This window comes from Reichenbachiella sp. MALMAid0571 (assembly GCF_040151475.1).
GTDB lineage: Bacteria > Bacteroidota > Bacteroidia > Cytophagales > Cyclobacteriaceae > CAXBNB01.
This window is the reverse complement of the sequence record NZ_JBDKWG010000120.1, coordinates 28443-54710: the sequence shown is the minus strand read 5'-3', so window position 1 is coordinate 54710 and position 26268 is coordinate 28443. Positions and strand designations below refer to the sequence as shown.

Genomic DNA, 26268 nt, shown 5'->3' with positions numbered 1-26268 from the left:
TAAATTTAATTTCCTTGGAGTAGTCCAATTGAGCCTCCTTTACAATTTCTTAACAATCATAAAATTAGGTTAACAATTGCCCTCATTATTTAACCTAAGTATAACAGGCAGTTCCTCACCTGTTAACAATTAAGATTCAATTTTGCCGAACAAATAAAAAGTTAAAAATTGAATTTTAATCTAATTAAAAAAGAAATGAAAAAGATTTTAACACTGGCATTAATAGCTGGAACAATGCTTTTCGCAGTATCATGTGGTGAAGACGATCCGGTGAACCTGGATGCTCCAACCCTGACACCTCCAAGTGCTTCTTCAGTACAAGTGTCTAATGAAGTGGCGTTAAACTTTACTTATGCTGCAGCCGCTGGTTTCAAAAGTTCTTCAGTAACTGCCACAGGTGGTACTGCTACTATCACAACTGACGGAACTGCCGATGCTGAATCAGGTACTATTACTGTTACATTCACTGCAGGAGCTACTGTAGGAGCTGGTTCAGTAATCTTAACCATAACTGATAATGAAGGCGATACTCAGGTATCTACTGCGGTTATCACAATCTCTGCAAGTGCAGTACCAACTATTGCTGGTATTACTACTACCGGATCAACTACTGTTGGTCAAACTTATTCAATAAGTGGCATTGTTCTGACAGCAGAAGACGGGTTTGATACCTGGAGAGTTGAGATCGTAGGTGGAGATGTATTGGTTGATGATTTAGATATTTCTGCGGAAACCTCTCCTTATACAGCATCTTTTTCCCAGGAATTTGATATTGAAACATTGGCTGGAACTACTGAAATCAAATTTACATTGACTGATGGAGATGGAGATGTAGCAACTTTTACACAAGTGCTTACTTTGGCTTACCCTGAATTTGAAGAAGTAACTGTAAGCAACAACATTACCACTGCCACTACCTGGACTGCTGATAAAATTTATGTATTAACAGGAAAGATTTTTGTTGAATCAGGAGCTGTACTTACAATTAATGAAGGAACCGTAATAAAAGGACAAACCGGAACAGGAACGAATGCTTCAGGATTGTATGCTGCCAGAGGTGGTAAAATAGAAGCGGTTGGTTCACCAACTAAGCCTATCATTTTCACTACTGTTTTGGATGATATTTTCCCTGGGCGTATTACGAGTCCTAACCTTGATGAAACGGATAGTGAGTTATGGGGTGGAGTAGTATTGTTGGGTAAAGCACCTGTCTCAGTAGGATCTGGAACGGAAGCACAAATTGAAGGTGTTCCTGCAAGCGAACCTCTTGGACTATATGGTGGAACAGACGAGGATGATGATTCTGGAGAACTACAGTATGTATCTATCCGTCACGGTGGTACTACTATTGATCCTGTGGCTGGAAAAGACATCAATGGGTTGACCCTTGGTGGAGTAGGTAAAGGAACTGTTTTGAAAAATATAGAGATAATTGCCAACCTGGATGATGGTATAGAATTTTTCGGAGGTACAGTAGATATCTCTAATGTAATCATTGCATTTCAAGGTGATGATGGGCTGGATGTTGATCAGGCATATAGCGGAACTATCAGCAACTTTATGTTGATTCAGTCTTCTGCTGGTAACGATGGTTTGGAAATTGACGGCCCTGAAGGTGCTTTGAATGGCCAGTTTACTCTCAAAGACGGAACTATCAAGTCTGTTGACGGTGAGGGAAGAGCTGCAACATTCAAATCTAAAGCTATGGCTGCCGTAAGCAATGTACTCTGGACAGGATATGATGATGCAAAAATTTATATCAGGGCGAGCTACACTAATTGTACTACTGCTAAGTCAGATTCTTTTACAAATTTAACAGACGCAACTCCAAGCCTGACGTTTACAGATGTTGACTTTGGTTCGGTATCAGTTTACACAGAATCTGATGATGGAGCTGCTACCCCTGTAACTTGTACAGTGCCTGCTGTAGATCAAACTGCTGCTGAAGGCAAAATAACAGATGGTACAGCAACAGGTGCCTCTGATGTAACTGTTTGGAATAACTGGACTTTATCTTACGCCTTAGATTTGCTATAATAAAGGCTAAAAATATGATTGTGAAACCCCGGCTGATTCAGCTGGGGTTTTTTATTTTCCTGAAATCCGGATATCGTGAACAGTACTAATATTATCTAAATGTTATCATTGTTAAAATACGATTAAATCTCCTGATTGGGTCAATTATTATAGTTTGTCTTTCTAAGTGAAAAATGCAAGATTTTATGTTACCTGTATGTTAATTCAAAGCTCAGGAAGATTCAAAATGATAAATATTTCATAAAAGTTTTGACCAACCTTCAGCCAACAGTCAGTGCTACTTTTGCACAAAATTTAAGCCATACAAAATGAAAAAAAGTTTTCTATTGTTGTTATTGATCAGCCTTTCCACCATCACATTTGCTCAGAAAGGATTTCTCAGGGGAAAAGTAATAGACGCAGAAACCGGAGAAGGCCTATTTGGAGCCACAATCTCTAAACAAGGTACAACTACAGGTACATCAGCAGATTTTGACGGAAACTATTCACTGCCATTAGAACCAGGTACTTATACTGTTGAATTCCGATTTTTTTCTTATGAGACAAAAACTGTCAGCGAAATTGAAATTATTGCTGAGAAAGTTACTTCTTTAGATATTGAGTTAGGAGAATCAACAGAGCAGTTGGAGGAGGTGGTAATCACCGCCAAATTGCTAAGAGATACAGATGCGGCATTAATGTCTGTACAGAAAAAATCTGCCAATACCATTGATGGGATATCATCTCAGGCGTTCAAAAAACTTGGTGACACTAATTTGTCATCAGCTATGAAGAGAGTGACTGGGGTTTCGGTACAAGATGGGAGGTATGTATATGTGAGGGGATTGGGTGACCGATATACCAAAACCACCTTGAATGGAATGAGCATTCCCGGTTTGGATCCTGAAAGAAATGATGTGCAAATAGATATTTTTCCAACGTCTATTCTGGAAAATGTAGTGGTATATAAGACCTACTCACCTGATTTGGCTGGTGATTTTACAGGTGGAATGGTGAACGTAGAAACCAAAAGTTTTCCTGAAGAAAAAACCACATCAGTTTCTGTAGGTGTTGGTTACAATCCTAAAATGCATTTCAAAAATGATTTTGTTACTTATAATGGTGGAGGTCTTGATTTCCTTGGGTTCGATGATGGAACAAGAAAGCTACCTTTTGACCGTCAAACAGAAATCCCTTTTACACAACAGGACGATCCTGAATTGGAAAAGCTGACCAGAAGCTTTAATCCTCAAATGGGTGCCCAGAAAGGCTCTAACCTGATGAATACCAGCTTCTCTTTTAACCACGGCAATCAAATTCAGAAGGAGAAATCCACTATAGGATATGGAGTTATCCTAAACTATCAAAACAAATCTGAATACTACGACAATAATCAGGTAGGTTTCTTTACCAAAGCAGAAGAAGTAGATATAACGAAGTTGAACAACGACAAATTTACGAGTGGTGCTTTGGGTAGAAACAATGTGCTTTGGAGTGCATTGGCAACAGGATCAATCAAATTTGATAACCACGAGTTCAGCACAAGTATTTTGAGGACACAGAATGGCATTAAAACCACATCAGACAGAACCATAAATGATTATGAAGAAACAGGTCAGACCATATTAGAAGATATATTAACTTATACACAGAGGTCAATTACAAATAACATTATATCAGGAAAGCATAATTTCAACAAGTTGAAATTGGAGTGGGCTAATTCTTATACGATTGCTCAAATCAATGATCCGGACTTCAGGGTTACCAGAATAGGAGTAGATGAGTCAGACGAAAATAACATTCGGTATTCAATAGCCGGAGGACAAGGAGGACAATCAGCGAGGTTTTTCAGAGACCTGCAAGAAACAAACGAAAACTTTAAGTTTGATTTAACATATTCTTTGCAAGAGAAGAATAAGATCAAGTTTGGGGGAGCTGCTTTGCTTAAATCAAGAGATTTTGCTACAGACAACTATTTAGTTGATAACAATTCGAGAACTGAAAGTATTCAGGACGATCCGGATTGGTTATTTCAAGATGAAAATATTTGGACTGTTGAATCAGGACAGGGAACTTATATCAAAGGGAACTACGAAGCACCAAATAATTTTGAGGCAAAATCAAATGTATATGCTTTCTATGCTATGGGTGATATGCGTTTTCTGGATTCAAAACTTAGAGCCATATACGGCGCAAGACTTGAGAAATCAGATATGTATTATACAGGTGAAAACAACTCAGGATCAATTGTATATGCCAATGAAAAGACTTTTGATGAAACAGATATTCTTCCGGCGGCCAGTCTGGTATATTCTTTAAGTGAAAATGTCAACTTAAGGGCTTCTTACGGCAAAACTTTGGCCAGACCTTCTTTCAAAGAAAAGTCTATTGCGCAGATAGCCGATCCGGTTGCAGGAGTATTGTTTAATGGCAACATTGATTTGAAAAAAACCACAGTAGATAATTTTGACCTGAGACTTGAAAACTTTTTCGGAAATGGAGAGATGTTTTCCGTATCAGCCTTTTACAAGAAATTTGACGGACATATAGAGATCACAAGGTTTGAAGTAGATGCTACTCAGATTACTCCAAGAAATGTAGCAGGAAGCTTCGTTTATGGCCTTGAATTCGAATTCAGAAAGAATCTTGAATTCATCACCAATGGTTTGACACTGGGTTCAAATGTGTCGGTTTCTCATACGGAGGTTGATATTACCAAGGTTTTTGTAAATGAAGCAAGAGACAGAACAGAATATGACGTTCGTTCTGAACTGGCAAGAACAGGCGAGACCGTTAAGGATAACCGGCCAATGGCTGGTCAGGCTCCATACCTGATCAATGCATTTTTAAACTATGCCGATTTGGATGAAAAATACAACTTCAACCTTTCTTACAATGTTCAGGGAGAGAGCCTGGCGATAGTTGGTTCAGGAAACATTCCTGACACTTACAACAGAGCCTTCCACGCTTTAAATCTTAATGTATCCAGAAGTTTTGGGTTAGAAAGGCGTTCTAAGGTGACATTCAGGATAACCAATATCCTCAATTCCAAGAGACAGCAGTTTTTTAAGAATTATGAAGCTGCCGATCAAATAGCATCGTTTTTAGAAACAGGAACGACCTTCTCTTTGAAATATGGGTTGACTTTTTAAGCTGATTTCGCAGACTTGTGTAGTAACCGGATTACTGAATGCAGACCTGACAGGTTTTGAAAACCTGTCAGGTCTCTCTTGCGAAACTCATCGAAGATGGCCATGGCCGCTTTCAACTCATTGCCACTGTGGAGCATGCGGGTAAGGATACCCTCTGTGAGTACTTCTATACGTGTGTATACCGATCCCTGCTCTCAAAGCGGATGCGGTAGCCGACCGTTTTGCCGACTTCCTCACCCAGAAAATATGCCATGCGCAAAGCGATAGTCTTGGCGGCCATTCAGTATGTATATCTTCTTGCCAGCCATCCAGGGCTCATTCAGGAAGGCAGTGGAAGCAGGGTACTTTTTCCCGCTCAGGCAGGCGCATTCACAATCAGGGTCTGCTCTACCCGAAATTTCGGGGATAATTTCCTTTACAGGCAGGTCTATGGACAAAGCGGTTTTAAAGTAATCAGGTTACTCGAAGTAGGCTGATTCAAACCTGTAAGGTTTTAGAAACCTTACAGGTTTAAGTACTGCCAGTGTAGAAAGAGACCTGACAGGTCTCCAAAACCTGTCAGGTCTGGGTACTACTCCTGTAAATTGATTTTATTTGCTGATGGTTTTGGTATCAAACCAAGTACGTATGATTACGATAACCATAATGTGCCCTTATATAGTCCATAGCCTGGTATAGATTGATTATGTTTATCACAGCCTTTAAGAAATTAATTTGAGATTCGGTTTACACTGACGCCTATTCTATGCAGTTTGTTTGGATTAGGGCTTTTTTTTTGACAAAAATAGTTAAATTACTACTGTCTAATTTTCGTAATTACCAGAATTATTGAGGGTTAGGTGGTTACAATTCAATTGATTGTAGTATTAAAACAAAAGCGAGAGCTTTTTGACAATGAAAGATTGGGAGATACTTGAAAAAGTAAGTCAGGGAGATGAAAAGGCTCTGGAGTATCTTTATAAGAAGCATTATAAGATGATGACCAGACTGGTTATCAATAATAATGGAACGGAAGATGAAGCAAAAGATATCTATCAGGAGGCTCTTGTGGCATTTTGGCAAAAGGCAATAGCTGGGAATCTGGTGTTAACATCGAAGATTAGCACGTACCTTTACAGTGTATGTTTAAATTTGTGGAGAAAAGAACTTGACCGGAAAGGAAAGTTTGCAGAAAGTGACAAGGAAGAGTTTACTTTTCAAGAATTTGAGAAGAAAGAAAGGATAAGGATAATACATGAGTGTATTGAAGAGTTGGGAGATACTTGTCGTAATATATTGACTTATCATTATTTTGATGGTATGTCAATGACAGATATAGCTAAGAAATTAAATTTGGCAAATACAGATACTGCCAAAACAAAAAAATATAAGTGTAAGAAGAAACTGGATTTGTTAATAAAAAGGAAGTATTCTTCTTCTGACTTTTTAGATTAAATATGTCAATTCAAAGCGAATATTCAAGATTAGTTAATAAATATCTCGACAATAATATGTCGGGATCGGAAAAGTATATTTTCGAAGATCAGCTTACAAGTGATCCTTTACTCAAAGCAGAGTTTGATCATCAAAATGAAATCATTGGGGGACTCAAAGAGTATAGAAAAAACCAACTTAAAACCCAACTAAACAATGTAAGCATTACTCCGGGGTTATTGGGGATTATTTCCCAATCTGCTTCAATGAAGACGCTTTCAATAGTTGCTGCTTCTATTTTGACAGGTAGTGGTGCCTACTATTATTTTTCTAGTGAAACTACAGTAAAGGTCAATTCTTTGTCGCATGTGGAATCAAAGCTAGACTTTATTTCTTCTCCAATGGACTTGAAAGGCTCAAAGGAAAAACTTGATTACAGGTACACCAAAAACACCAATGCAGCAAGCTGGTCTATCCCAGAAATGAAAAATGAAGAGGCTGCTGAAAAATCAGAAGTTGAACCGAATATTATTGATTTTCATGTGCCGGAGATAAGTGAAAATATATCTGGCGACACTGACCCTCAGCCGGATCAAATTTTAGAGAAAGCAGTTTCACGGAATGCTCCTTTTGCCGATGTGGCTAAGATTGAAAAGATAGACATTGAAAATATTACTAATAATCGATATAAGTTTCATTATAAGTTAGATCATAACAAACTCTACTTGTATGGTAAGTTTGAAGCTTCTCCGTATGAGATAATAGAAATCAACAGTTCTCAAAGTAAAAAGTTGTTCTTTTATTACAATGGAAATTATTTCAGGTTGAATCAGGACGTGAAAGAAATATCCCCCTTATTAAGTATTCAGGATTCTGAAGTAATTAGGGAATTGAATATTATAAAATCTAAGAGTTAATAAGCTCTTGGTAGAAAATTTTTACGGTTCACTTGCTTTTGCTGCACATTTTATTCTTATCAGATAAGCTACTTTTACATATTAGGCGTTAATTTTGGGTTCAATGTCTGTAAAAGAAAAAAAATTCAAAAAGAAAAAACTGGGAAGCTATCCCTTTGTCAGTGTAATATTTAGTATTACGCTCGCCTTATTTGTGATAGGCTTATTTGGTTTATTGGTAATACTAACCGATAAACTGACTCAAAACATTCAGGAAAATGTGGAAATGCAGGTTTTTTTGAATAAAGACCTGAGTAATAATGAAGTCACCAAGATATCTAAAACACTTTCTTCCAAGGATTATGTTTACGTGAAAAATGAGATACCTCAGGTAACCACAATTACTAAACAAGAAGCCGCAAAACAATTCATTGAAGAAACCGGAGAAGATTTTGTTAGTTTTTTGGGTGATAACCCACTTAGGGATGTTGTCGTTTTGAAAATAAAACCAGAGTTTCACCTGTCAGAGAATCTGGCTGAAATCAAAAAGGAAATCGCAACAATCAGAGGTGTCTATGAGGTCACTTATATCGAAAATTTAGTGAATAGCATAAATGAGAATCTGGCTAAGATTAGTGTAGTACTCATTGGATTTTCATTGATACTGTTTCTTGTAGTTGCCATTTTAATAAACAATACAATCAAATTGGCGTTGTTTTCACAAAGATTTCTGATACGAAGTATGCAATTGGTTGGAGCTACTTCCACATTTATTCAAAAACCTTTTTTGATCAGAGCATCTTTATACGGGTTTATTTCTGGTGTGTTAGCAGTTGCCATTTTAGGTGTGCTACTTTATTTTGCCAACACTAAAATTGAGGGTTTAAGTGAATTGCAGTCAAACGACAAGCTGCTTATTTTGACCGGTATTATACTGGTTTTGGGAACGGTTGTTGGTTTTATCAGTACATTTGCAGCCATTAAAAAATACCTCAAATTATCTTTGGATGAATTATATTGATAGCCATGAGTAAGAATAACAAGCTTGCCTTTACTAAACAAAACTATATCTTGATGGTAGCAGGTATAGTGGTACTCATTTTGGGTTTTATACTAATGTCGATGGATACAGAACCTTACGGGTTCGGTATATTGGGTCTGACTATTGGCCCCATGACTGTTTTAGCCGGGTTTATTATTCAATTTTTTGCTATTCTGCACAAGTCCAAAGAGGATAAATGACATTTCTGGAAGCAATTATTCTGGGGATAATTCAGGGTCTTACTGAATTTCTGCCAGTAAGTAGTAGTGGACATCTCGAAATCGGAACGGTACTTTTGGGAGTGAAATCGAAAGACAATTTACTGTTTTCCATAGTGGTGCATGGTGCTACTGCACTTAGTACAATTGTTGTTTTTCGAGAAGATATTTTTCAGATCATCAAAGACATTTTTAAATTTGAATGGAACGATTCAGTGGAGTTTTCATTGAAGATGATTATTTCAATGATTCCTGTTGGCGTAGTGGGTGTATTATTCGAAGATAAAATAGAGTCATTTTTTGGAGGTCAGATTTTACTGGTCGGGTCTATGCTCCTGCTCACTGGGTTGTTGCTATTATTTACTTTTTTCAGAGGACAAACCAAAGGCAGTGTAACTTACCCCAAGGCAGTATTAATTGGAATAGCTCAGGCCATAGCGATCATGCCTGGCATATCAAGGTCTGGAGCTACAATTTCGACAGCTCTGCTACTGGGTGTTGATAAAGAAAAAGCTGCTAAATTTTCCTTTTTAATGGTTTTGATTCCAATTCTTGGTGCGATGCTCCTCAAAGTGAAGAATCTCATAGAAACCCCCGAGCTGGCATCAGATATATCGTTATTGTCATTAACTGTCGGCTTTTTGACTGCATTTATCTCCGGGTTATTGGCATGCAAATGGATGATTTCCATTGTGAAAAAAGGGAAACTGATTTACTTCGCCATTTACTGTTTCGTTATAGGAGGGGTTGCAATAATAGCCTGTTTGATATGAGGGATTTTGATTTTGAAAAAGGAGAGGTACTACTTGTTGACAAACCTCAGACCTGGACTTCATTTGATATAGTTAAAAAACTCAGGTATGCCCTGAAGGTTAAGAAAATTGGACATGCCGGAACACTGGATCCCCTGGCGACAGGGTTGTTGATCGTATGTACGGGTAAGTTTACCAAGAGAATAAATGAATTTCAAGGCATGGATAAAACCTATGAGGGCATAATTGAAGTTGGTAAAACCACACCTTCTTACGACTTGGAAACAGAATTTGATTCGGAGGCAGATTACACCAATATTTCAGAAAGTGCTTTGTTACAAGCTGCAAAATTGCAAACTGGTAGCTTTGATCAAATTCCTCCGGTCTTCTCAGCTATTAAGGTGGATGGAAAGAGAGCGTACAAAAGTGCCAGGAAAAATGAGGAACTGGTTATGAAATCAAGACCCGTTCAGATTGATGAATTTGAACTCACTAAAATTGATTTACCTGAAGTTCATTTTAGAATAGTATGCTCAAAGGGTACTTACATCAGAAGTATTGCTCATGATTTCGGAAAGGAGCTAGGTTGTGGAGCTTACTTAAAATACCTAAGGAGGACAGCTATTGGTGATTTTAGGGTGAATGATGCGTATGACATGCAGCAGTTGATTGCCCAAGCGGAGAAAATTAGAGCGGAGAAAAATAGTGAATTATCTTGAATGCATTGAGCAATGATTGTATTAGAAGGAGATAAGCTAACTGATAAAATTCCCAATGCCATCGTGACCAGTGGGACTTTCGATGGAGTTCATATTGGTCATCAAAAGATATTAAATGGGATTAGTGAGCAGGCAAAAAAATATGGAGGAAAAAGTGTTGTTCTTACGTTTTGGCCTCATCCAAGGTTCATTATCAACCCGAACGAAAAAGGGTTGAAGCTTCTATCTACGTTCGAAGAAAAATCAAAATTGATTGAAGAATCCAACATAGATTATTTGATAAAACTGGCTTTCACAAAAGAATTTTCCAAGCTAAGCTCAGAGCAGTTTATCAGGCAAATCCTAATCGATAAAATTGGGACTCAAAAGTTAGTGATTGGATATGACCATCATTTTGGTAAAAACAGGGAAGGGAGTTTCGATTACTTAAAGTCAAACACAGAGAAGTTCGGCTTTGAAGTTCAGGAAATTCCAAGACAGGATGTGGATCATATCGGGGTAAGTTCTACGAAGATTCGGAATGCCTTGATCGAAGGCCAGGTAGAAGTGGCAAATGAATATTTGGGACGTCCTTACGAGCTTACGGGCGTTGTAGTCCATGGAGACCACCTTGGTGCTCAAATCGGATTTCCTACGGCTAATATTGAAGTGGCAGAAGAATATAAATTGATCCCTGGCAATGGTGTTTATGCTGTAAAAGTAATGGTGGCTGATCAAATGTATGACGGGATGATGAACATAGGATTCCGACCAACCGTTGATGGTAATTCTCAAAAGATGGAAGTGAATATATTCGATTTTTCAGGCGATTTATATAATAAATATATTTCTGTATCTTTTATCAATTGGATTAGAGAAGAAAAAAAATTCGAGAATATTTCTGAGTTGAAAAATCAATTGATTCATGACAAAATTACTACCAAAACCCTCCTTGGAGTCTGATTTAGTAGATAGAAAGCAACCAATACCTGTTCAGGGTCATTGCTATTATTAACTATTAATAAACTTTTTTCATATAGAACAAGATTTAGCACAACAATTGCTTAATTATTAACGTTGCTATTTTCATAAACTAAACTAATAGTTGTAAATCCTCGACCTATGAACAAAAAAACTACTTACGTAATAATTGGTGTAGCACTGGTGCTAGTTATTATTTTCTTTACTTATGGATCAGGCTCTGATGAATCAGCATCTATTATTGTGGATGTTTCTAAAGGCGAGTTTATAGTTGATATAAATGTGACTGGCGAACTGGAATCTAGAAATTCTGTAAAAATAATGGGACCTGGGAATGAGGTAAGACAATTTAGAATATATGGTATCAAGGTTGAAAACATAATCCCTGAGGGAACTGTAGTTAAGAAGGGGGATTTTGTAGCTAGTCTAGACCAATCGGAATTATCGGGGAAAATCAAAGATAAACAAATTGAGCTGGAGACTGCTGAGTCGCAATATATTACTGTGAAATTAGATACTACTTTAGAAATGCGAGAAAAGAGGGATGAATTGGTAAACCTTAAGTATGATGTTGAAGAGAAACAACTTGTTCTTGACCAATCTCAATATGAACCCCCTGCGATAATAAAAAAAAATGAAATAGCCGTTGAAAAATCAAAGAGAGCTTACGATCAAAAAACAGAAAACTACCAAATTAAGAAACAGCAGAATGTGGCTAAAATGGTGCAAGCAAGAGCAGCTAGGGATAAAGTTCAAAGAGAACTGGATGAGCTAATGAAAATTAGAGGCAATTTTAGAGTTCTTGCTCCAGAAGATGGGATGGTTATATATGCGAAGAGTTGGGATGGAAAGCCAATAAAAACTGGAAGTCAAATCAGTACTTATAATCCTGTGGTGGCTACCTTACCAGATTTGACCACAATGAATTCCAAGACCTATGTAAACGAAGTAGATATACGGCGAATAAAGAAAGGACAAGTAGTAGATATTGGTTTGGACGCCTTTCCTGATAAAAAACTTACAGGTAAAATAACCAGAGTAGCAAATGCTGGTCAGAAAAGACCAAATTCTGATAGTAAAGTTTTTGAGGTAATGATTGAAATAGATAAAGTTGATCAAATGGTTAAGCCTGGAATGACTACAAGCAATAAAATATATACAGCTAAAATTGATGAAACACTTTCAATACCATTAGAGTGTTTACAAAATTATCAAGATTCTATATCATTTGTTTTCATTAGAGATATGGGCAGTTACCGCAAGCAAGAAGTTCAAATAGGTGAAACAAACGCAACCCATGCTCAAGTCCTCTTAGGAATCGGAGAAAATGATAAGGTTTATATGTCCATGCCAAATATATCTGAGGAAGAAGAAATTCTTCTTTTGCCAGAGTTAGATGGGAAAAGAAATAATGTCGATAAGTTAGAAAAGGGACTCAAAGACAACGAATCCCAGAAGCAATTCCCAAGAAAGCCTAAGCCGAGCGCATGATTTCTAACAAGTTATTAATGAACCTATATATAGCTTTAGAAGCTGTATTAGCAAATAGAATGCGCTCAATTCTAACAGGATTAGGTATAATATTTGGAGTGGCTGCTGTTATTGCTATGTTGGCCATAGGGAGTGGTGCGCAGCAGGAAGTCCTTGACCAAATGAAACTTGTTGGCGTCAATAATATTGTCATTCGGCCAGTAGTTGAACAGACCGAAGAGGTCATTGCCAATGAAGAAGGAGAAAAAGAAAAAAAACAATTTTCGGCAGGCCTGAATGTTTTGGATTTAAAAGCATTGAAGACAGCTATTCCTGGAATTAAAAAGGTAAGTCCCGAAATTATTCTTGATACTTATCTTATTAATAATGGTATTAGGAGGACAGCAAAATTGGTCGGAATTGAACCAAGCTATTTTGACATATTTAATTTTGATCTGGAACGAGGCAGGAACTTTTCAGAATATCATCTTGAACATGGAAGTCCGGTATGCATTATTGGAAAGTCTATTAAATCAAAATTTTTCCCGTTTGAAGACCCACTAGGAAAATATATTAAATGTGGGAATATTTGGTTAAAAGTAATTGGTATCCTTGAAGGAAGATTGATCTCATCCAATAGTATCGAAAATCTTGGTATAAGGGATTTTAACATGGATGTATATGTTCCTATAAAAACCGTACTTATTCGATTCAAAAATAGAGCCGTGATCACAGAGGAAATGTTGATGGAGGCAAATAAGGCAAGTGGTGGTAGCTTCATTATCATTGGTGGTGGTGAAGAAGAAGAAGAAGTAGAATTAAGTAAGAACTATCATCAATTAGACAAAATGGTTGTTCAAGTGGGTGAAACGGAGCTTTTAAATCCGATTGCTGAAGTAATTAATAGACTACTTACTCGCAGACATAATGAGACTATAGACTATGAAATAGAAATACCGGAACTTCTACTCAAACAGCAACAAAGAACCAATGATATTTTTAATTATGTACTGGGAGCCATTGCTGGCATCAGCTTACTTGTGGGAGGTATAGGTATTATGAATATTATGCTGGCTTCCGTGTTGGAACGAATAAAGGAAATTGGATTGCGGATGTCTATGGGAGCTAAGAAACAGGATATTGTTAATCAGTTTTTGTTTGAGGCCATGATGATTAGTATTACCGGAGGTATTATAGGAGTCATTTTAGGTGTCACATTTGCCTTGTTGGTAAGTACTCTGGCTGGAATTCCTACTGTAATTACAATTAGTTCAATCATATTATCATTTGGTGTAGCAGCATCGGTTGGTTTGATTTTCGGAATCGCTCCCGCCAGAAAAGCTGCAATGCAAGACCCAATCCAATCTTTACGATATGAATAAGCATTTAAAAATTGCATGTGTACTTATGTTTGTAGTACTTAATGTAAGTGCGCAGAGCCTGAAATTATCGCTCAATGACGTGATAGAAATGGCCAAAGCCCACTCTCCTTCAGCTAAAATAGAGGAAACCCGGAAAGAAACTCAATATTGGGCATTCCGACAATTTAAATCGAATTATAATCCCGGTTTATATTTTTCAGGTGATCTTCCAGGATACAATAGAGATTTTAATCAAAATCTATTGGACAATGGAGAATATGTATATCAACCCAGGGAGCAATTATCTTCATCGTTAGGTTTGTGGCTTGAGCAACCTATAGCTGCAACTGGCGGAACGGTTAGTATCAATAGTAGAATAAACCAAATTAAAAATATAACATACAACACCAAAGGATACAACAATACATTGTTCAATATTCAATTGTTTCAACCCATATTCGGATTTAACGAATTGAAGTGGGATAAACAGACTGAACCTCTGAGGTATGAAGAATCCAGAAGATCGTATGTAGAAGAAATGGAAGCCATTTCTCAAAGAGCAACAGAGCTGTATTTTGATTACCTGACCGCTCAGATAGATTTACAAATTGCAAAGTACAACTTGGCCAACAATGACACGATTTACAACATACAACAGGGACGGTACAACATTGGTACTTCGTCCAGAGATGAATTGCTACAAGTAGAGCTTCAACTGCTGACATCACGTCAAGGGGTAACTCAAGCCAGCTTGGATATGAAAACTACCAAATTGAGACTGGCGAGCTATATTGGATTGCAGGGAGGGGCTAATAGTGAGTTAGAGCTATTGTCGCCACAGGAGCTTCCTGAATTTGACATTCCTCTTGAACAGGCCATACTCTATGCAAAACAAAACAGAGCGGATTATATTGCTTTTGAAAGAAGTAAGTTGGAAGCAAAAAGAGAAGTGGACAGAGCCAGATCTCAACGATTTCAAACAAATTTAAATGCCTCCTTTGGTTTGAATAAGGCGGGTACTACTTTTAGCGATTCTTACTCTGATCCCAATGATCAACAGCGAGTGAATGTATCTCTTTCTTTTCCTATATTGGATTGGGGCAGAAGCAAGTCGAGGGTACAAATTGCGCTAGCACAGCAGCAACTCAGTGAATATACATTAGCCCAAGGCCTTCAAAATTTCGAACAGGAAATCATTACTAATGTGAGCCAATTTGAAGTATTGAGAGCACAAGTAGAGATTGCTAAGAAATCCGATGAAGTAGCGCAAGAAAGATATGATGTAACCCAAAACAGGTATTTAATTGGTAAAAATGACATTACCAATCTCAACATTGCACTTAAGGAAAAAGATGAAAAGAAAAGAAGTTATTTGTCAGCACTAAGGGCTTTCTGGACTGCATATTTTGAACTAAGAAGGCTCACACTCTACGACTTTTTAAATGATGAACTTTTATATCAGATAGAAGACTGATTTTATTTAGTAAGGAGCATCATTCATCAATGATAATATTGTTTTTCATATAATGATAAACTCCTAACTTTGCGGATTAAATTTCATCCTTCTAAAGAAAGGCTGTTATTTTGAACCCTAAAGACAAAATAAATGAAGAAATCCAATATCAATGTAGAAGTAAGCCTTGATGAAGGTAATATCCCCGAAAAAATCAGATGGCAGGCAGATGATCATCCAAATCAAAAATGGATGGAATCTAAAGCCGTTTCCATTTCTATATGGGATTCTGAACAGCAAGATTCTTTGTCACTGGATTTATGGACCAAGGATATGAATACCGATGAAATGAAAAGGTTCTATATCAATATGCTTGGAGCAGCTTCAAATACTATTCTGAACTCTACAGGAGACGAGTTTATGGCTGAGGAAATTAAAAACCTTTGTGAAAAATTGGTCGAATATTTAAAATTTCAATAACCTTAATAAAGAATTAGATTTTTTTGAACATATTGTAAAAATACCCTCTTATTTTGTGATTTTTTAAGTAATATTATCCTTAAGTATTTCTTCTTGAAATATTTTCAATTAAAACAAATTACTTAAAAAATGAAAAAAAATATGAGTAAGTTATTTACTAAGACGCTCATGTTATGCTTGTTGTTTTTTGCTTGCACCCAGGCAATGTCACAAACGAGCATCTCAGGAAGTGTCAAGGACAGCAACACCCAGGAATCCTTACTAGGGGTCAACATTCTGGTTAAGGGAAAAGTATTAGGGACAATTTCCGGAACGGATGGTACGTTTTCCCTCAATGTAGAATCCGCTCCTCCTCTCACCTTGATTTTTTCGATGGTTGGTTATGCCAGTCAGGAAATAGAGATTAACGACTCGCAGGTAAATGGACTAGAAGTGACTTTGGAAGAGAATGCCATACTTGGTCAGGAAGTGGTAGTCTCCGCATCCAGAGTAGAAGAATCCATCATGCAATCACCAGTTTCCATCGAAAAAATGGATATTCTGGCGATTCGGGATGCACCAACCGCAACTTTTTACGATGCTTTGGCAAATTTCAAAGGAGTAGATATGAGTGCTCAAAGTCTTACTTTTAAGTCGGTAAACACCCGTGGATTTAGTGCCAATGGCAATACCAGAATGGTACAGCTAATTGATGGTATAGACAATCAGGCTCCCGGGCTTAATTTTTCTGTGGGTAATATTGTAGGTATATCAGATTTGGACTTAGAGAGTGTGGAATTGTTGCCTGGAGCAGCCTCTGCCCTATATGGACCAAACGCACTTAATGGCATATTGCTGATGAACAGCAAGAGTCCTTTTGAGTATCAGGGACTAAGTGCCTCAGCCAAACTGGGTGTAACCCATGCTGATGGTAGAGATCATGATGCCTCTCTTTACAAGGACTTTTCAATAAGATATGCCAAAGCGTTCAATAACAAATTTGCATTTAAAGTAAATGCTTCATTCTTAAACGCCCAGGATTATATGGGAGTAGATTATAGGGACAGAAGCAATCCTGCGCTTGAAAGACAAGAAAATGATTATGCTACAAACCGTGCTGCTAATATGGCTTACGATGGAGTAAATGTATATGGAAACGCCGGTTTTAACTTGGGTACACAGGTTGCCGATAGAGCAATTGCGGCCGGATCTGCTCCTGGTGCATCAGCTTCAGATATAGCTACAGCAAGTCAGTTGTCTGCTGTGAGAACATTGATCCCAAATGATGTATTTACACCCAGAGGTTTTACTGAAGCAAGTTTTGTCGATAATACAACTGAAAGTCTCAAGTTCAATGCAGCACTTCATTATAGAATCAATGATGAAATAGAAGCTTTTGTGCAGGGAAACTGGGGCTCAGGAAGTACGGTATATACGGCAAACGACAGATTTGTACTGGACGGGTTTAAAATTTGGACAGCCAAAGCAGAAGTAAAAGGATCCAATTTTTATGTGAGAGGGTATAAAACTCAGGAAGATGCCGGGGATAGTTATGCCGCCAATACCCTGGCTACTATACTAAACCTCCGTGATGGTTATTACAGCAACTATTTAGGGGCTTTTGTAGGAGCCAGAACAAGCTCCAATCCTGCTACGGCGGAACAAGCTCATGCTGCGGCACGTGCTTATGCTAATTCTCAACAGTCACTTCCGGGTACAACTGCTTTTAACAATCTTGTATCTGATATTAGAAGCGAAGCAATTGATGGTCTTTCTGCAGGAGCTAAGTTCTTAGATAAGTCTAGTATGATGCACTTTGAAGGGATGTACAATTTTTCAAAACAAATTGAAGCATTTGACCTGATTGTAGGAGCAAACTATAGACGATATAGTTTGAATTCTGAAAAAACGCTGTTTTTGCTGGATGAAAATGGAGACGAAGTTGGATGGGCTGAATATGGAGCCTATGCTCAGGCATCTAAAGCCCTGGCAGATGACAAATTGAAGGTGACAGCTTCTTTGAGGTACGATAAAAATGAAAATTTTGCAGGTCAGTTTTCCCCGAGATTGTCAGCGGTTTTTTCTCCTACCTTAAACCATAACTTTAGAGCTTCTTTTCAAAGAGGATTTAGAAACCCTACAGCTCAGGATCAATTTATTGACTTAGATGTGGTTGTGAGAAGACTGGTAGGAAGCAATCAAATAGGGATTAACAAGTACCATATGGAGTCTAATCCGGTTTATCTACGCCAGGATGTGGATGCTGCCATTGCTGCTAACAATGTAGATAATCTCAAGCCTTATGATTTTGAAGAGTTTAAAACAGAAAAAATCAGTACATGGGAAGTGGGCTATAAAGGACAGTTGTTTGACAGACTATTTATAGATTCTTATTACTACTACAGTTCATATACAGATTTTATTGCTGAGATTCTTTTGGTACAGTCCACTCCTTCCGGCTCTATTCCTGATGCCGGACCCGGAGACAAGATGGCTTTCATTACGCCTGGAGGACTGACTCAGGAATACGGATTTGATGTCAACGCAACCGGAAATGTTACTTCTCACGGATGGGCTGTAGGTGGAGATTATTCGTTGGGTCAGGGATGGCATTTGGGTGGAAATATCTCTTTCAATAAGCTGCTAAGTGAAAAGGAATTGGTTGACCAGGGCTTTAGAGCTGCATATAACACTCCGGAGTACAAAACAAACCTCAATATTAGCAACCGAAACGTTATAAAGAACCTTGGATTTAGTGCTGCTTTGAAATGGCAGGATGCATACAAATGGGAATCGGCATTTAGCCAGATTGCTGGTAATGTTGTGCCTTCATTCACTACAGTTGATGCACAAATTAGTTACAAATTGTCAAGCATGAAGTCCATGGTGAAAATTGGAGGATCCAACATCTTCAACAAACGATATACTACTTCATTTGGTAATCCTAGTCTTGGATCACTTTATTACATATCGATCACATTCGATGAATTCCTCAACTAATACAAAACCATGAAGATGATGAAAAAAACAAAATATATATCAATACTCTTTACATTCCTTGTTGTTCTCAATGGATGTATCGATTCGGAAGATGAATTAAAGACAGAATTATTGTTGAAAAATGACCCGGGAGAAAGTGCCCAAGTGAGTTCGGGTACTGCGGACTTTTCAAAATATGTCGCTGTTGGTAATTCGATTACTGCTGGTTTGATGGATGCAGCTTTGTACAATGCAGGGCAAGCAAATGCTTACCCTAATTTAATTTCAAAACAAATGTTGCTCGCCGGTGGAGGGAGTTTTAATCAACCCGATATTAATTCAGCAGATGGCTATAACAGTGCTGCATCAGATCCTTCCAAAGGAGTCATTTTGGGAAGGTTTGTCTTAGATACAAGTATTCCTGGTCCAGTTCCAATTGGTCCTGGAGACATTGCATCAATATTAACTCCATACTCTGGAAGTTTGAATAATTTTGGCGTACCTGCTGCCAGGGTGGTTGATTTGGTAGCTGCTGCCTATGGTACTCCTGATAAAAATGGAGATGGAATACCAGAAGGAAATCCATATTATGTGAGGTTTGCTTCTGATCCTGAAACTTCTACTGTCTTAGGAGATGCTGCTACGGCTAACGGTTCGTTTGTTAGCATTTGGATAGGCCAAAACGATTTGTTAGGCTACTTGTCGAGTGGTGGTACTTCAGAAGATGTAGAAGAAAATCCAGCTGCAATTCAAAATCCATCTTCGCTTACTGATGTTACCAACTTTACAGGAGCTCTTGCTGCTGTAGCGGGTAATATGACTGCTGGAGGTCAAAAAGGTGGGGTTATAGCCAATTTAACTGATGCAACCTTTACTCCATTTTTTAGAGCAGTTCCATACAATGCCATTCCACTGGATGCTGCTACTGCAGCTTATCTGATGGCAGGGCCAAATGGAGATGACGGGTTTAATGATTACAACGACGGCTTGGATCAACTGGCCTTTTTTGGGTTTATTAGCCAAGCGGATGCTGATGCAAGAAAAGTTAGTCTTGTTGCAGGTGCCAACCCTATTCTGATAGAGGATGATCAGCTTCACGATATCTCTCAGTATGATCCTTCTCTCGAAGGTAGAGGACAAATGAGACCTATTAAAGCGAATGAGTTGGTATTATTAACAGCCGCAACCGTTCTCAATACAGTCCCTGAAGGCAGGACAGCCATAGATGTTTATGGTGTTACCTGGCCATTGCCAGATAATTATACATTAACGGTTGATGAATTAGCAAGACATGCTTCAAGACTGGCAGATTTCAATACAGTAATTTCTGCTCAGGCGACTACCAGTAATCTGGCATTTGTAGATGCTTATACCCTCATGATTAGTGCCGCTATTGGTGGTGGCATTGAAGTAGATGGACAAATGTTGAAACCTGATTTTTCACCTAATGGCTTTTATTCTACAGATGGTTTACATCCAAATCCAAGAGGTCAGGCAATTATTGCTAATGCTTTTATTGATGCGATCAATACCAAGTATGGATCAACATTACACAAAGTTGATGTATTGAATTTACCTGGTGTGAGTTTGAAATAGATATTTTTTGATGTAAAAAAAGCCGTTGCAAATAATTTGTAATGGCTTTTTTCATATTCAGGCTTTGGCTTTATAGTCTTGCAATCTTTTTTTAATTGTTTTCCTCACTTTATTTCTGATAATGGGAGACCAACCCAACAATAGGCCAGGCAGTCCAAGAGCCATACTCGACCACTTCCAAAAATCAAAAACATCCGTATGTTCTACGATTTTACCCTGATCAAAGTGAAACCTTGCCCGGATTTTATTATGAACTTTCCTTTTTTTTGATCCAAACTCATATTTGGCTTCCCAATTTACTCCGCCATTTTTTTCATCAGCCCATTCTCCATTATAGGATATTTCCAAATTACCTCCTTTTGATAACAGCATTTGCCACATATATCGTGTGTCTTCTGAGCTGAGTTTTCCGAAGGCAGGGTCTTTAAATTTTACATTCATGTGATAGCAAGAAAGCATGGTGTCTGTATCTCCTTTCGAAAAAGCATCATAGAACTTCCTGATCAGTTTGACGTTTTCTTCCATGGTAGTGGGATTTGTTTGAAATTATGTTTATATAAATTTAAGCAATCTATCGTAGATTCGATTGTCAGAATCAAAGACAATCATGCATTAACAAAAACGGATAAAATTAACTATGGGAGGATTTGGAGCTCTTGGCATGATGAACAAAAGCCTTAAGGACAATAAGGCATTGCTCGGTAAGAAAAAATCGCTGAAGGAGCTCTATAGAGAATTAGATAACGTTAAAAGTTCAAAATTTTATCTCAATGAAAAACCGAGCCCTAAAGAGTTAATAAGTGCTTTGAGAAAAAAGATGATCAGAGAGTACCGTATTAGACTATTAAAGTTATTAGCTCTGATATCCATTATTGGAATGACGGTAGCTGTTTTTTGTGTAAAGCTTATTTTCTAACTCGGAATGCCTCGTCTGAAATTGTCGCAAACTACTGCAGTGGCTATAGCCACATTGAGTGACTCGGCTTGTCCATAGCCAGGAATTTTAATCTGATTGGTTATTAATGAAAGGAGTTTTGGACTTATTCCCTGAGACTCATTACCGAATAAAAATATCCCATCACCACCAAAAGTGATGTCGTGGACATTGTTGCCCGATAAAGTGGCACCATAAACAGGTAATTTTGTTTTTTGAATGATTTCGTGCAGATTTTCATAATACACATTTATTCTTGTAAAAGAACCCATGGAAGCTGAAATCACCTTTGGGTTGTAGGCATCTACAGAATCTTTTGAGCACAGAATAGAAGAGAAACCATACCAGTCCGCTATGCGGATAATTGTACCGAGGTTGCCCGGATTCTGAATATTATCGAAAGCAAGAAAATGTCCGTAATTCAAATGTAGAGCAGGTAGTATAGGAGTACTTACTACGGCCAATGCAAAAGCGTTGCTTTGAAATGAACCTGTTTTCACTAAATCTTTTTCAGTGACTAATTCAAATGGTCTTTGACATTTGTTTATAAGTTCCTGATTTCTACTCAGAAAATCTTCTGTGATTAATAAGTTGTTGATTTTTAGCTTAGAATTTAATAATTCCTGCACATTTTTTTCACCTTCTACCACAAATGCTTTTTCCCTTATTCTGTATTTTTTTAATTGTAGGGATTTAATGAATTTTGCATCTTTATTTGTGATCATCGAAGGGTTTATTTGGTGTTACAATATAAAGAGAATGTTGTAAATGCTATTGTCATGTAGTCTAGTCTGGCCAATGGTAAATTACATTTTTACAAATGACAACAATTGACTTGATTTTCGTTTATAGTTTGAAAATAACTGTGATTAAGATGGATGGTTCAAACATAGTATATTAATGCTTAAATATATCTTTTCATTCTTTAAAAATACAGTTATCATTCCAAAGGCTGATCGCCTCTATTATTTTCTGATTTACATCTTGTTTGTCTCACTTTTGAGTAGTTGTATGGGTGTGAAGTTTTTAAAAACCAATGAAAAAATTCTTCATAGTCAATCCATCAAAGGTGCCAAAGGCTTTAAAATGGAAGACATTGAGTCTTTATATGAAAACAAGCCAAACAAGCGATTGCCATTATTACCTGTTGCACCCTATATTTATTTGTATCAGGATGGATTGAGGAAGTTTGATCCTGAGAAATATGAAGCTAAAAAAGAAAAGCTGAGAAAAAAGTATGAAAGGAAAATAGAAAAAGCAAACGACAACTCCAAAAAAGAGAAGAAACTACAGGCGAAGTTAGTTCGGAAAATAGACAAGCAGGATAAAAACATAAAGGAAGGAAATCTGGGGATGCGTATAGGAGAACCACTGGCGGTGTACGATACTACGCTGGAGCGGGTTACTGTGGAAAAGTTAAAGTCATATTTTGATTCGAGGGGGTATTTTAATGCTGAGGTTTCCTATTCTACCGAGCCTATAGGAGAGAAGATGGTAAAAGTCATATATGAGGTGAATAGGAGAAAATATTATTTAATTGATTCGATCTATTATGGCATTTCAGACTCTAAAGTAAAGAACCTGCTGATCAGTACCAATACTAGTGCTCATGTCCAAAAGGGGCATGTGTACAATCAGGAAAATATAGTGAAGGAGAGAGAAAGAATTACTGATTTGATGCTGAACAATGGATATTATGACTTTAACAGACAGTTTTTGAACTTTCAGGTAGATACTGCATACCTGGGGAATAACAAAGTGACTATTGGTATTTTGATAAAAAATCCGCCCAAAAAAGAAGGTTATAAGGTATATAAACTCGATTCCGTAATTTTCACCACAGATGCAGATATCAAAGGCGTCAGATCAACTCGTCAACAAGCTACTTACAATACCGTTAGTTATCAGTTTTATAAAAAAAGATATGCGAAAAGGCTAATGGATTGGAGGGTATTTATTTATCCTGATAGTATCTATAGTAAAGCAAATACGCTCGAAACACAACGTCAGTTTTCAAATCTGGACATCTTTAAATTTATAAATGTGAATTATGATACTACAGGAGGGAAATTTATAGCCAACATATTTACCAGTCCACTTCAAAAATATCAGACTTCTACAGAAGGAGGCATCAATGTGAGTCAGGGACTGCCGGGCCCATTTGTGAATTTTAATCTAAAAAACAGAAATACTTTTAAAGGGTTAGAGGTTATGGAACTCAACGGAAGGGTAGGTTTTGAAGGGTTGGGAGGAGCATCGAAGAGTGGGAATGGTTATTCCAGTTTGGAGTATGGAGTCAATTTGACATTTACTTTCCCTCAGTTTTTATTCCCTTTTGGAGAAAAGTTTAAATCCCGTATAGGTAGATATAATCCACAAACCAAAATCATATCAGGACTTACCTATACGGACAGGCCTGAATATCTTCGTTCGAATATCAGCTCCTCAATGAGCTACAACTGGCAAAACAGGCAAGATAGAATTTATAACCTGACTATCGCAGATGTAAGCTATATCATATCTGATATTACAAGCGAAAGCTTTAGAAAAACATTGGAGGAATATAAGGCTCAGGGTAACAACCTGATCAATTCATTTAGCAATTCATTTGTAAGCAGTACCAAGTTTGCAGTGATCAATAATTACAACGATTATGGCAATAAAAAGCAAAAGTCTTCTTACCTGAGATACTCTTTAGAAGTAGGAGGAAACCTCTTTAAATTGTTGGGAGAACAATATTTGGAAGAAGGAGTAGAGCAATTTCAATTTGCAAAAATCCGAACTGATTACCGTTCGACCGTTCCTATCAATTCTAAAGAATCTTTTGCGTACCGATTTCATGTAGGGTATGCTTTGCCCTATGGAGAGAACAAAACGCTTCCTTATGAGAAATTCTTTTTCGCAGGAGGCAGTAATAGTGTGCGGGCGTGGGAACCGAGGCGATTAGGGCCGGGATCGTACTATCCTGCCGATACTCTCGGCAATTATTCCAATAATTTTGAGCAACAGGGAGAGATTCTTTTTGAATCCAGTATAGAGTACAGGCATAAGATTTTTGGATTTGTATATGGAGCAATTTTTGTTGATGCTGGTAACATCTGGACGGTACGGGAAGACGGATCTCGTCCCGGTGCTCATTTTGAGTTCGATAGATTTTATAAAGAAATAGCTGTTGGTTCAGGTTATGGATTGAGGTTCGATTTCAATTTCTTGTTGATGAGATTTGATGTTGGGATGAAAATTTATGATCCTTCAGGTCCTCCGGGAGCTAAATTTATTGGAGATGCAGGATTTAAAGACCCGTCATATAAAAATTACGAAAGGCTGGTGTTCAATATAGGAATTGGTTATCCTTTCTGAGAAATAAGAAGAGAAGAAAAAATGAATAAAGAAGAAATAAGAGATTGGTTCAAGGAATTGCAGGATGACATTTGTGGTCAAATAGAATCAGCAGACGGGAGTGGAAAGTTCAAAGAAGACAACTGGGACAGACTGAATGGTGGAGGGGGTAGAACCAGAGTGATTGAGAATGGAAGTGTGATAGAAAAAGGAGGAGTGAATTTTTCTGCCGTATATGGAGCTACGCCTCAGAAAATACTGGATGCTTTAAAATTAGATCAGGCAGATTTTTTTGCTACCGGAGTGTCGATCGTGATGCATCCGTCTAGTCCGATGGTGCCTATTATTCACATGAATGTTCGTTATTTCGAAATGAGTAATGGAATCAGTTGGTTTGGTGGGGGAATCGACCTTACACCCCATTATGTAGATAAAGAGGATGCCCGGTATTTCCATAAAACAATGAAAGCGGTTTGTGATCGTCATCATCCGGATTATTATAAAGAATTTAAAAACTGGGCGGATGATTATTTTTATGTAAAACATAGAAATGAAACACGTGGAATAGGTGGAATATTTTTTGACAGGTTGTCTGCTAAGGGTGACATTTTCATGGAAGATCGCTGGGCATTTGTACAGGAAGTGGGACAGGTTTTTGCACCAATTTATACTCATCTCATGACCAAAAATAAAAACCTTCCTTTTGGTGAGAATGAGAAAAAGTGGCAGTTTTTAAGAAGAGGACGATACGTAGAGTTCAATCTGGTACTTGATAAAGGCACAAAATTTGGATTGGATACAGACGGGAGAACCGAGTCGATACTTATGAGCCTGCCACCACAGGCCAACTGGGTATATGATTACCAACCGACTGAAGGCTCGAATGAAGCTGAAACGCTAAGCTTGCTCAAAAAGGGAATAAACTGGACAAGAGAATGATCGAATGGTTTGATCAGATTGACAAAGAATTGTTTCTGGTACTCAATGGAATGCATGTTCAGGGAATGGACGCTGTAATGCTTTGGATTACTGATAAAAAATCATGGATTCCCCTATATATTTTATTCGTTGGTTTGATTATTTATAAAACAAAATGGAAAAGCATCTGGGTTTTTATAGCCATAGGACTGTTGATCACTGTGGCTGATCAGTTTACTTCAGGTTTGATGAAACCATTTTTTGAAAGGTTGAGGCCATGTCATAATCCCCTTTTATCCGATTTGGTTTACAATATAGGAAAATGTGGAGGCCAGTTTGGTTTTGCTTCCTCACATGCGGCCAATACTTTTGCCATTGGTACTTTTCTATGGCTTTTCTTTAGAAAGGAATATAAAGCATTTGTTTTGATGTTTGTTTGGGCTGGAATTGTTTCCTACAGCCGAATTTACGTAGGAGTACACTATCCCGGAGATGTTTTGGTTGGGGCTTTTGCCGGTGTTTTTTTTGGCATGGGAATTTTTTGGCTTTATGAGTATTTTATATGGGGAGCATATAAAAAGACATAGTTTT

The 26268-nt window shown here is 37.6% G+C and carries 22 protein-coding genes; 20 read left to right on the top strand and 2 right to left on the bottom strand.

Going from position 1 to position 26268, the window contains the following annotated elements:
- Positions 1–195 precede the first annotated feature (195 nt).
- The 16 genes from AAOP42_RS08470 (at position 196) to AAOP42_RS08395 (ending at position 20486) form a co-directional block, all read left to right on the top strand.
- Positions 196–2037 carry a beta-helix domain-containing protein gene (locus tag AAOP42_RS08470; RefSeq protein WP_349528057.1) on the top strand — a complete coding sequence of 614 codons (1842 nt, stop codon included), beginning with the start codon at positions 196–198 and terminating at the stop codon, positions 2035–2037.
- Between the two features lie 308 nt (positions 2038–2345).
- Entirely contained in the window at positions 2346–5168 is a 2823-nt protein-coding gene (locus AAOP42_RS08465; RefSeq protein ID WP_349528056.1) for a TonB-dependent receptor, read from the top strand.
- Positions 5169–5419: 251 nt separating this feature from the next.
- Positions 5420–5644 carry a hypothetical protein gene (locus AAOP42_RS08460; RefSeq protein WP_349528055.1) on the top strand — a complete coding sequence of 75 codons (225 nt, stop codon included), beginning with the start codon at positions 5420–5422 and terminating at the stop codon, positions 5642–5644.
- A gap of 418 nt (positions 5645–6062) precedes the next feature.
- Complete coding sequence (locus AAOP42_RS08455) at positions 6063–6602, top strand: RNA polymerase sigma factor (RefSeq protein ID WP_349528054.1); 540 nt, start codon at positions 6063–6065, stop codon at positions 6600–6602.
- A gap of 2 nt (positions 6603–6604) precedes the next feature.
- The gene (locus AAOP42_RS08450) at positions 6605–7498 is read left to right on the top strand and encodes a hypothetical protein (protein ID WP_349528053.1); all 894 of its coding nucleotides are present in this window, start codon (positions 6605–6607) and stop codon (positions 7496–7498) included.
- A 103-nt stretch (positions 7499–7601) separates the two neighbouring features.
- Positions 7602–8498 carry a cell division protein FtsX gene (locus AAOP42_RS08445; RefSeq protein WP_349528052.1) on the top strand — a complete coding sequence of 299 codons (897 nt, stop codon included), beginning with the start codon at positions 7602–7604 and terminating at the stop codon, positions 8496–8498.
- Between the two features lie 5 nt (positions 8499–8503).
- Entirely contained in the window at positions 8504–8719 is a 216-nt protein-coding gene (locus AAOP42_RS08440) for a DUF3098 domain-containing protein (RefSeq protein WP_349528051.1), read from the top strand.
- Positions 8716–9510: an undecaprenyl-diphosphate phosphatase gene (locus AAOP42_RS08435; RefSeq protein ID WP_349528050.1), complete on the top strand. Its 795-nt coding sequence runs from the start codon at positions 8716–8718 to the stop codon at positions 9508–9510. Before AAOP42_RS08440 ends, AAOP42_RS08435 begins: the two co-directional genes overlap by 4 nt.
- A complete protein-coding gene (gene truB, locus AAOP42_RS08430; protein WP_349528049.1) occupies positions 9507–10208 on the top strand; it encodes a tRNA pseudouridine(55) synthase TruB in 702 nt (233 codons plus the stop codon). Before AAOP42_RS08435 ends, truB begins: the two co-directional genes overlap by 4 nt.
- A gap of 12 nt (positions 10209–10220) precedes the next feature.
- The gene (locus tag AAOP42_RS08425) at positions 10221–11150 is read left to right on the top strand and encodes a bifunctional riboflavin kinase/FAD synthetase (RefSeq protein ID WP_349528048.1); all 930 of its coding nucleotides are present in this window, start codon (positions 10221–10223) and stop codon (positions 11148–11150) included.
- 159 nt (positions 11151–11309) lie between these two features.
- Positions 11310–12659, top strand: a complete 1350-nt coding sequence (locus AAOP42_RS08420; protein WP_349528047.1) for an efflux RND transporter periplasmic adaptor subunit — start codon at positions 11310–11312, stop codon at positions 12657–12659.
- A 17-nt stretch (positions 12660–12676) separates the two neighbouring features.
- Positions 12677–14020 (top strand): ABC transporter permease, encoded by a 1344-nt coding sequence (locus AAOP42_RS08415; RefSeq protein WP_349528046.1) that lies wholly within the window; start codon positions 12677–12679, stop codon positions 14018–14020.
- Positions 14013–15473: a TolC family protein gene (locus AAOP42_RS08410; RefSeq protein WP_349528045.1), complete on the top strand. Its 1461-nt coding sequence runs from the start codon at positions 14013–14015 to the stop codon at positions 15471–15473. Before AAOP42_RS08415 ends, AAOP42_RS08410 begins: the two co-directional genes overlap by 8 nt.
- Positions 15474–15605: 132 nt before the next feature.
- The gene (gene gldC / locus AAOP42_RS08405; RefSeq protein ID WP_349528044.1) at positions 15606–15932 is read left to right on the top strand and encodes a gliding motility protein GldC; all 327 of its coding nucleotides are present in this window, start codon (positions 15606–15608) and stop codon (positions 15930–15932) included.
- Between the two features lie 141 nt (positions 15933–16073).
- Positions 16074–18911 (top strand): TonB-dependent receptor, encoded by a 2838-nt coding sequence (locus tag AAOP42_RS08400; RefSeq protein ID WP_349528043.1) that lies wholly within the window; start codon positions 16074–16076, stop codon positions 18909–18911.
- A gap of 15 nt (positions 18912–18926) precedes the next feature.
- The gene (locus AAOP42_RS08395) at positions 18927–20486 is read left to right on the top strand and encodes an SGNH/GDSL hydrolase family protein (RefSeq protein WP_349528042.1); all 1560 of its coding nucleotides are present in this window, start codon (positions 18927–18929) and stop codon (positions 20484–20486) included.
- Positions 20487–20543: 57 nt separating this feature from the next.
- On the opposite strand, the gene AAOP42_RS08390 is transcribed toward AAOP42_RS08395, so the two are convergent.
- Positions 20544–21011 (bottom strand): nuclear transport factor 2 family protein, encoded by a 468-nt coding sequence (locus tag AAOP42_RS08390; protein ID WP_349528041.1) that lies wholly within the window; start codon positions 21009–21011, stop codon positions 20544–20546.
- 112 nt (positions 21012–21123) lie between these two features.
- On the opposite strand from AAOP42_RS08390, the gene AAOP42_RS08385 reads away from it, so the two are divergent.
- Positions 21124–21402 (top strand): hypothetical protein, encoded by a 279-nt coding sequence (locus AAOP42_RS08385; protein WP_349528040.1) that lies wholly within the window; start codon positions 21124–21126, stop codon positions 21400–21402.
- Here the strand turns inward: AAOP42_RS08385 and AAOP42_RS08380 are convergent.
- Entirely contained in the window at positions 21399–22145 is a 747-nt protein-coding gene (locus AAOP42_RS08380) for a TrmH family RNA methyltransferase (RefSeq protein ID WP_349528039.1), read from the bottom strand. The two genes, AAOP42_RS08385 and AAOP42_RS08380, sit on opposite strands and share 4 nt — an antisense overlap.
- Positions 22146–22320: 175 nt before the next feature.
- On the opposite strand from AAOP42_RS08380, the gene tamL reads away from it, so the two are divergent.
- From tamL to AAOP42_RS08365, 3 genes are read left to right on the top strand one after another with little or no spacing between them, the layout of a single operon-like run.
- Positions 22321–24780 (top strand): translocation and assembly module lipoprotein TamL, encoded by a 2460-nt coding sequence (gene tamL, locus AAOP42_RS08375; RefSeq protein ID WP_349528038.1) that lies wholly within the window; start codon positions 22321–22323, stop codon positions 24778–24780.
- A gap of 21 nt (positions 24781–24801) precedes the next feature.
- Positions 24802–25698 carry an oxygen-dependent coproporphyrinogen oxidase gene (gene hemF, locus AAOP42_RS08370; protein ID WP_349528037.1) on the top strand — a complete coding sequence of 299 codons (897 nt, stop codon included), beginning with the start codon at positions 24802–24804 and terminating at the stop codon, positions 25696–25698.
- A complete protein-coding gene (locus AAOP42_RS08365; RefSeq protein WP_349528036.1) occupies positions 25695–26264 on the top strand; it encodes a phosphatase PAP2 family protein in 570 nt (189 codons plus the stop codon). Before hemF ends, AAOP42_RS08365 begins: the two co-directional genes overlap by 4 nt.
- Positions 26265–26268: the final 4 nt, after the last annotated feature.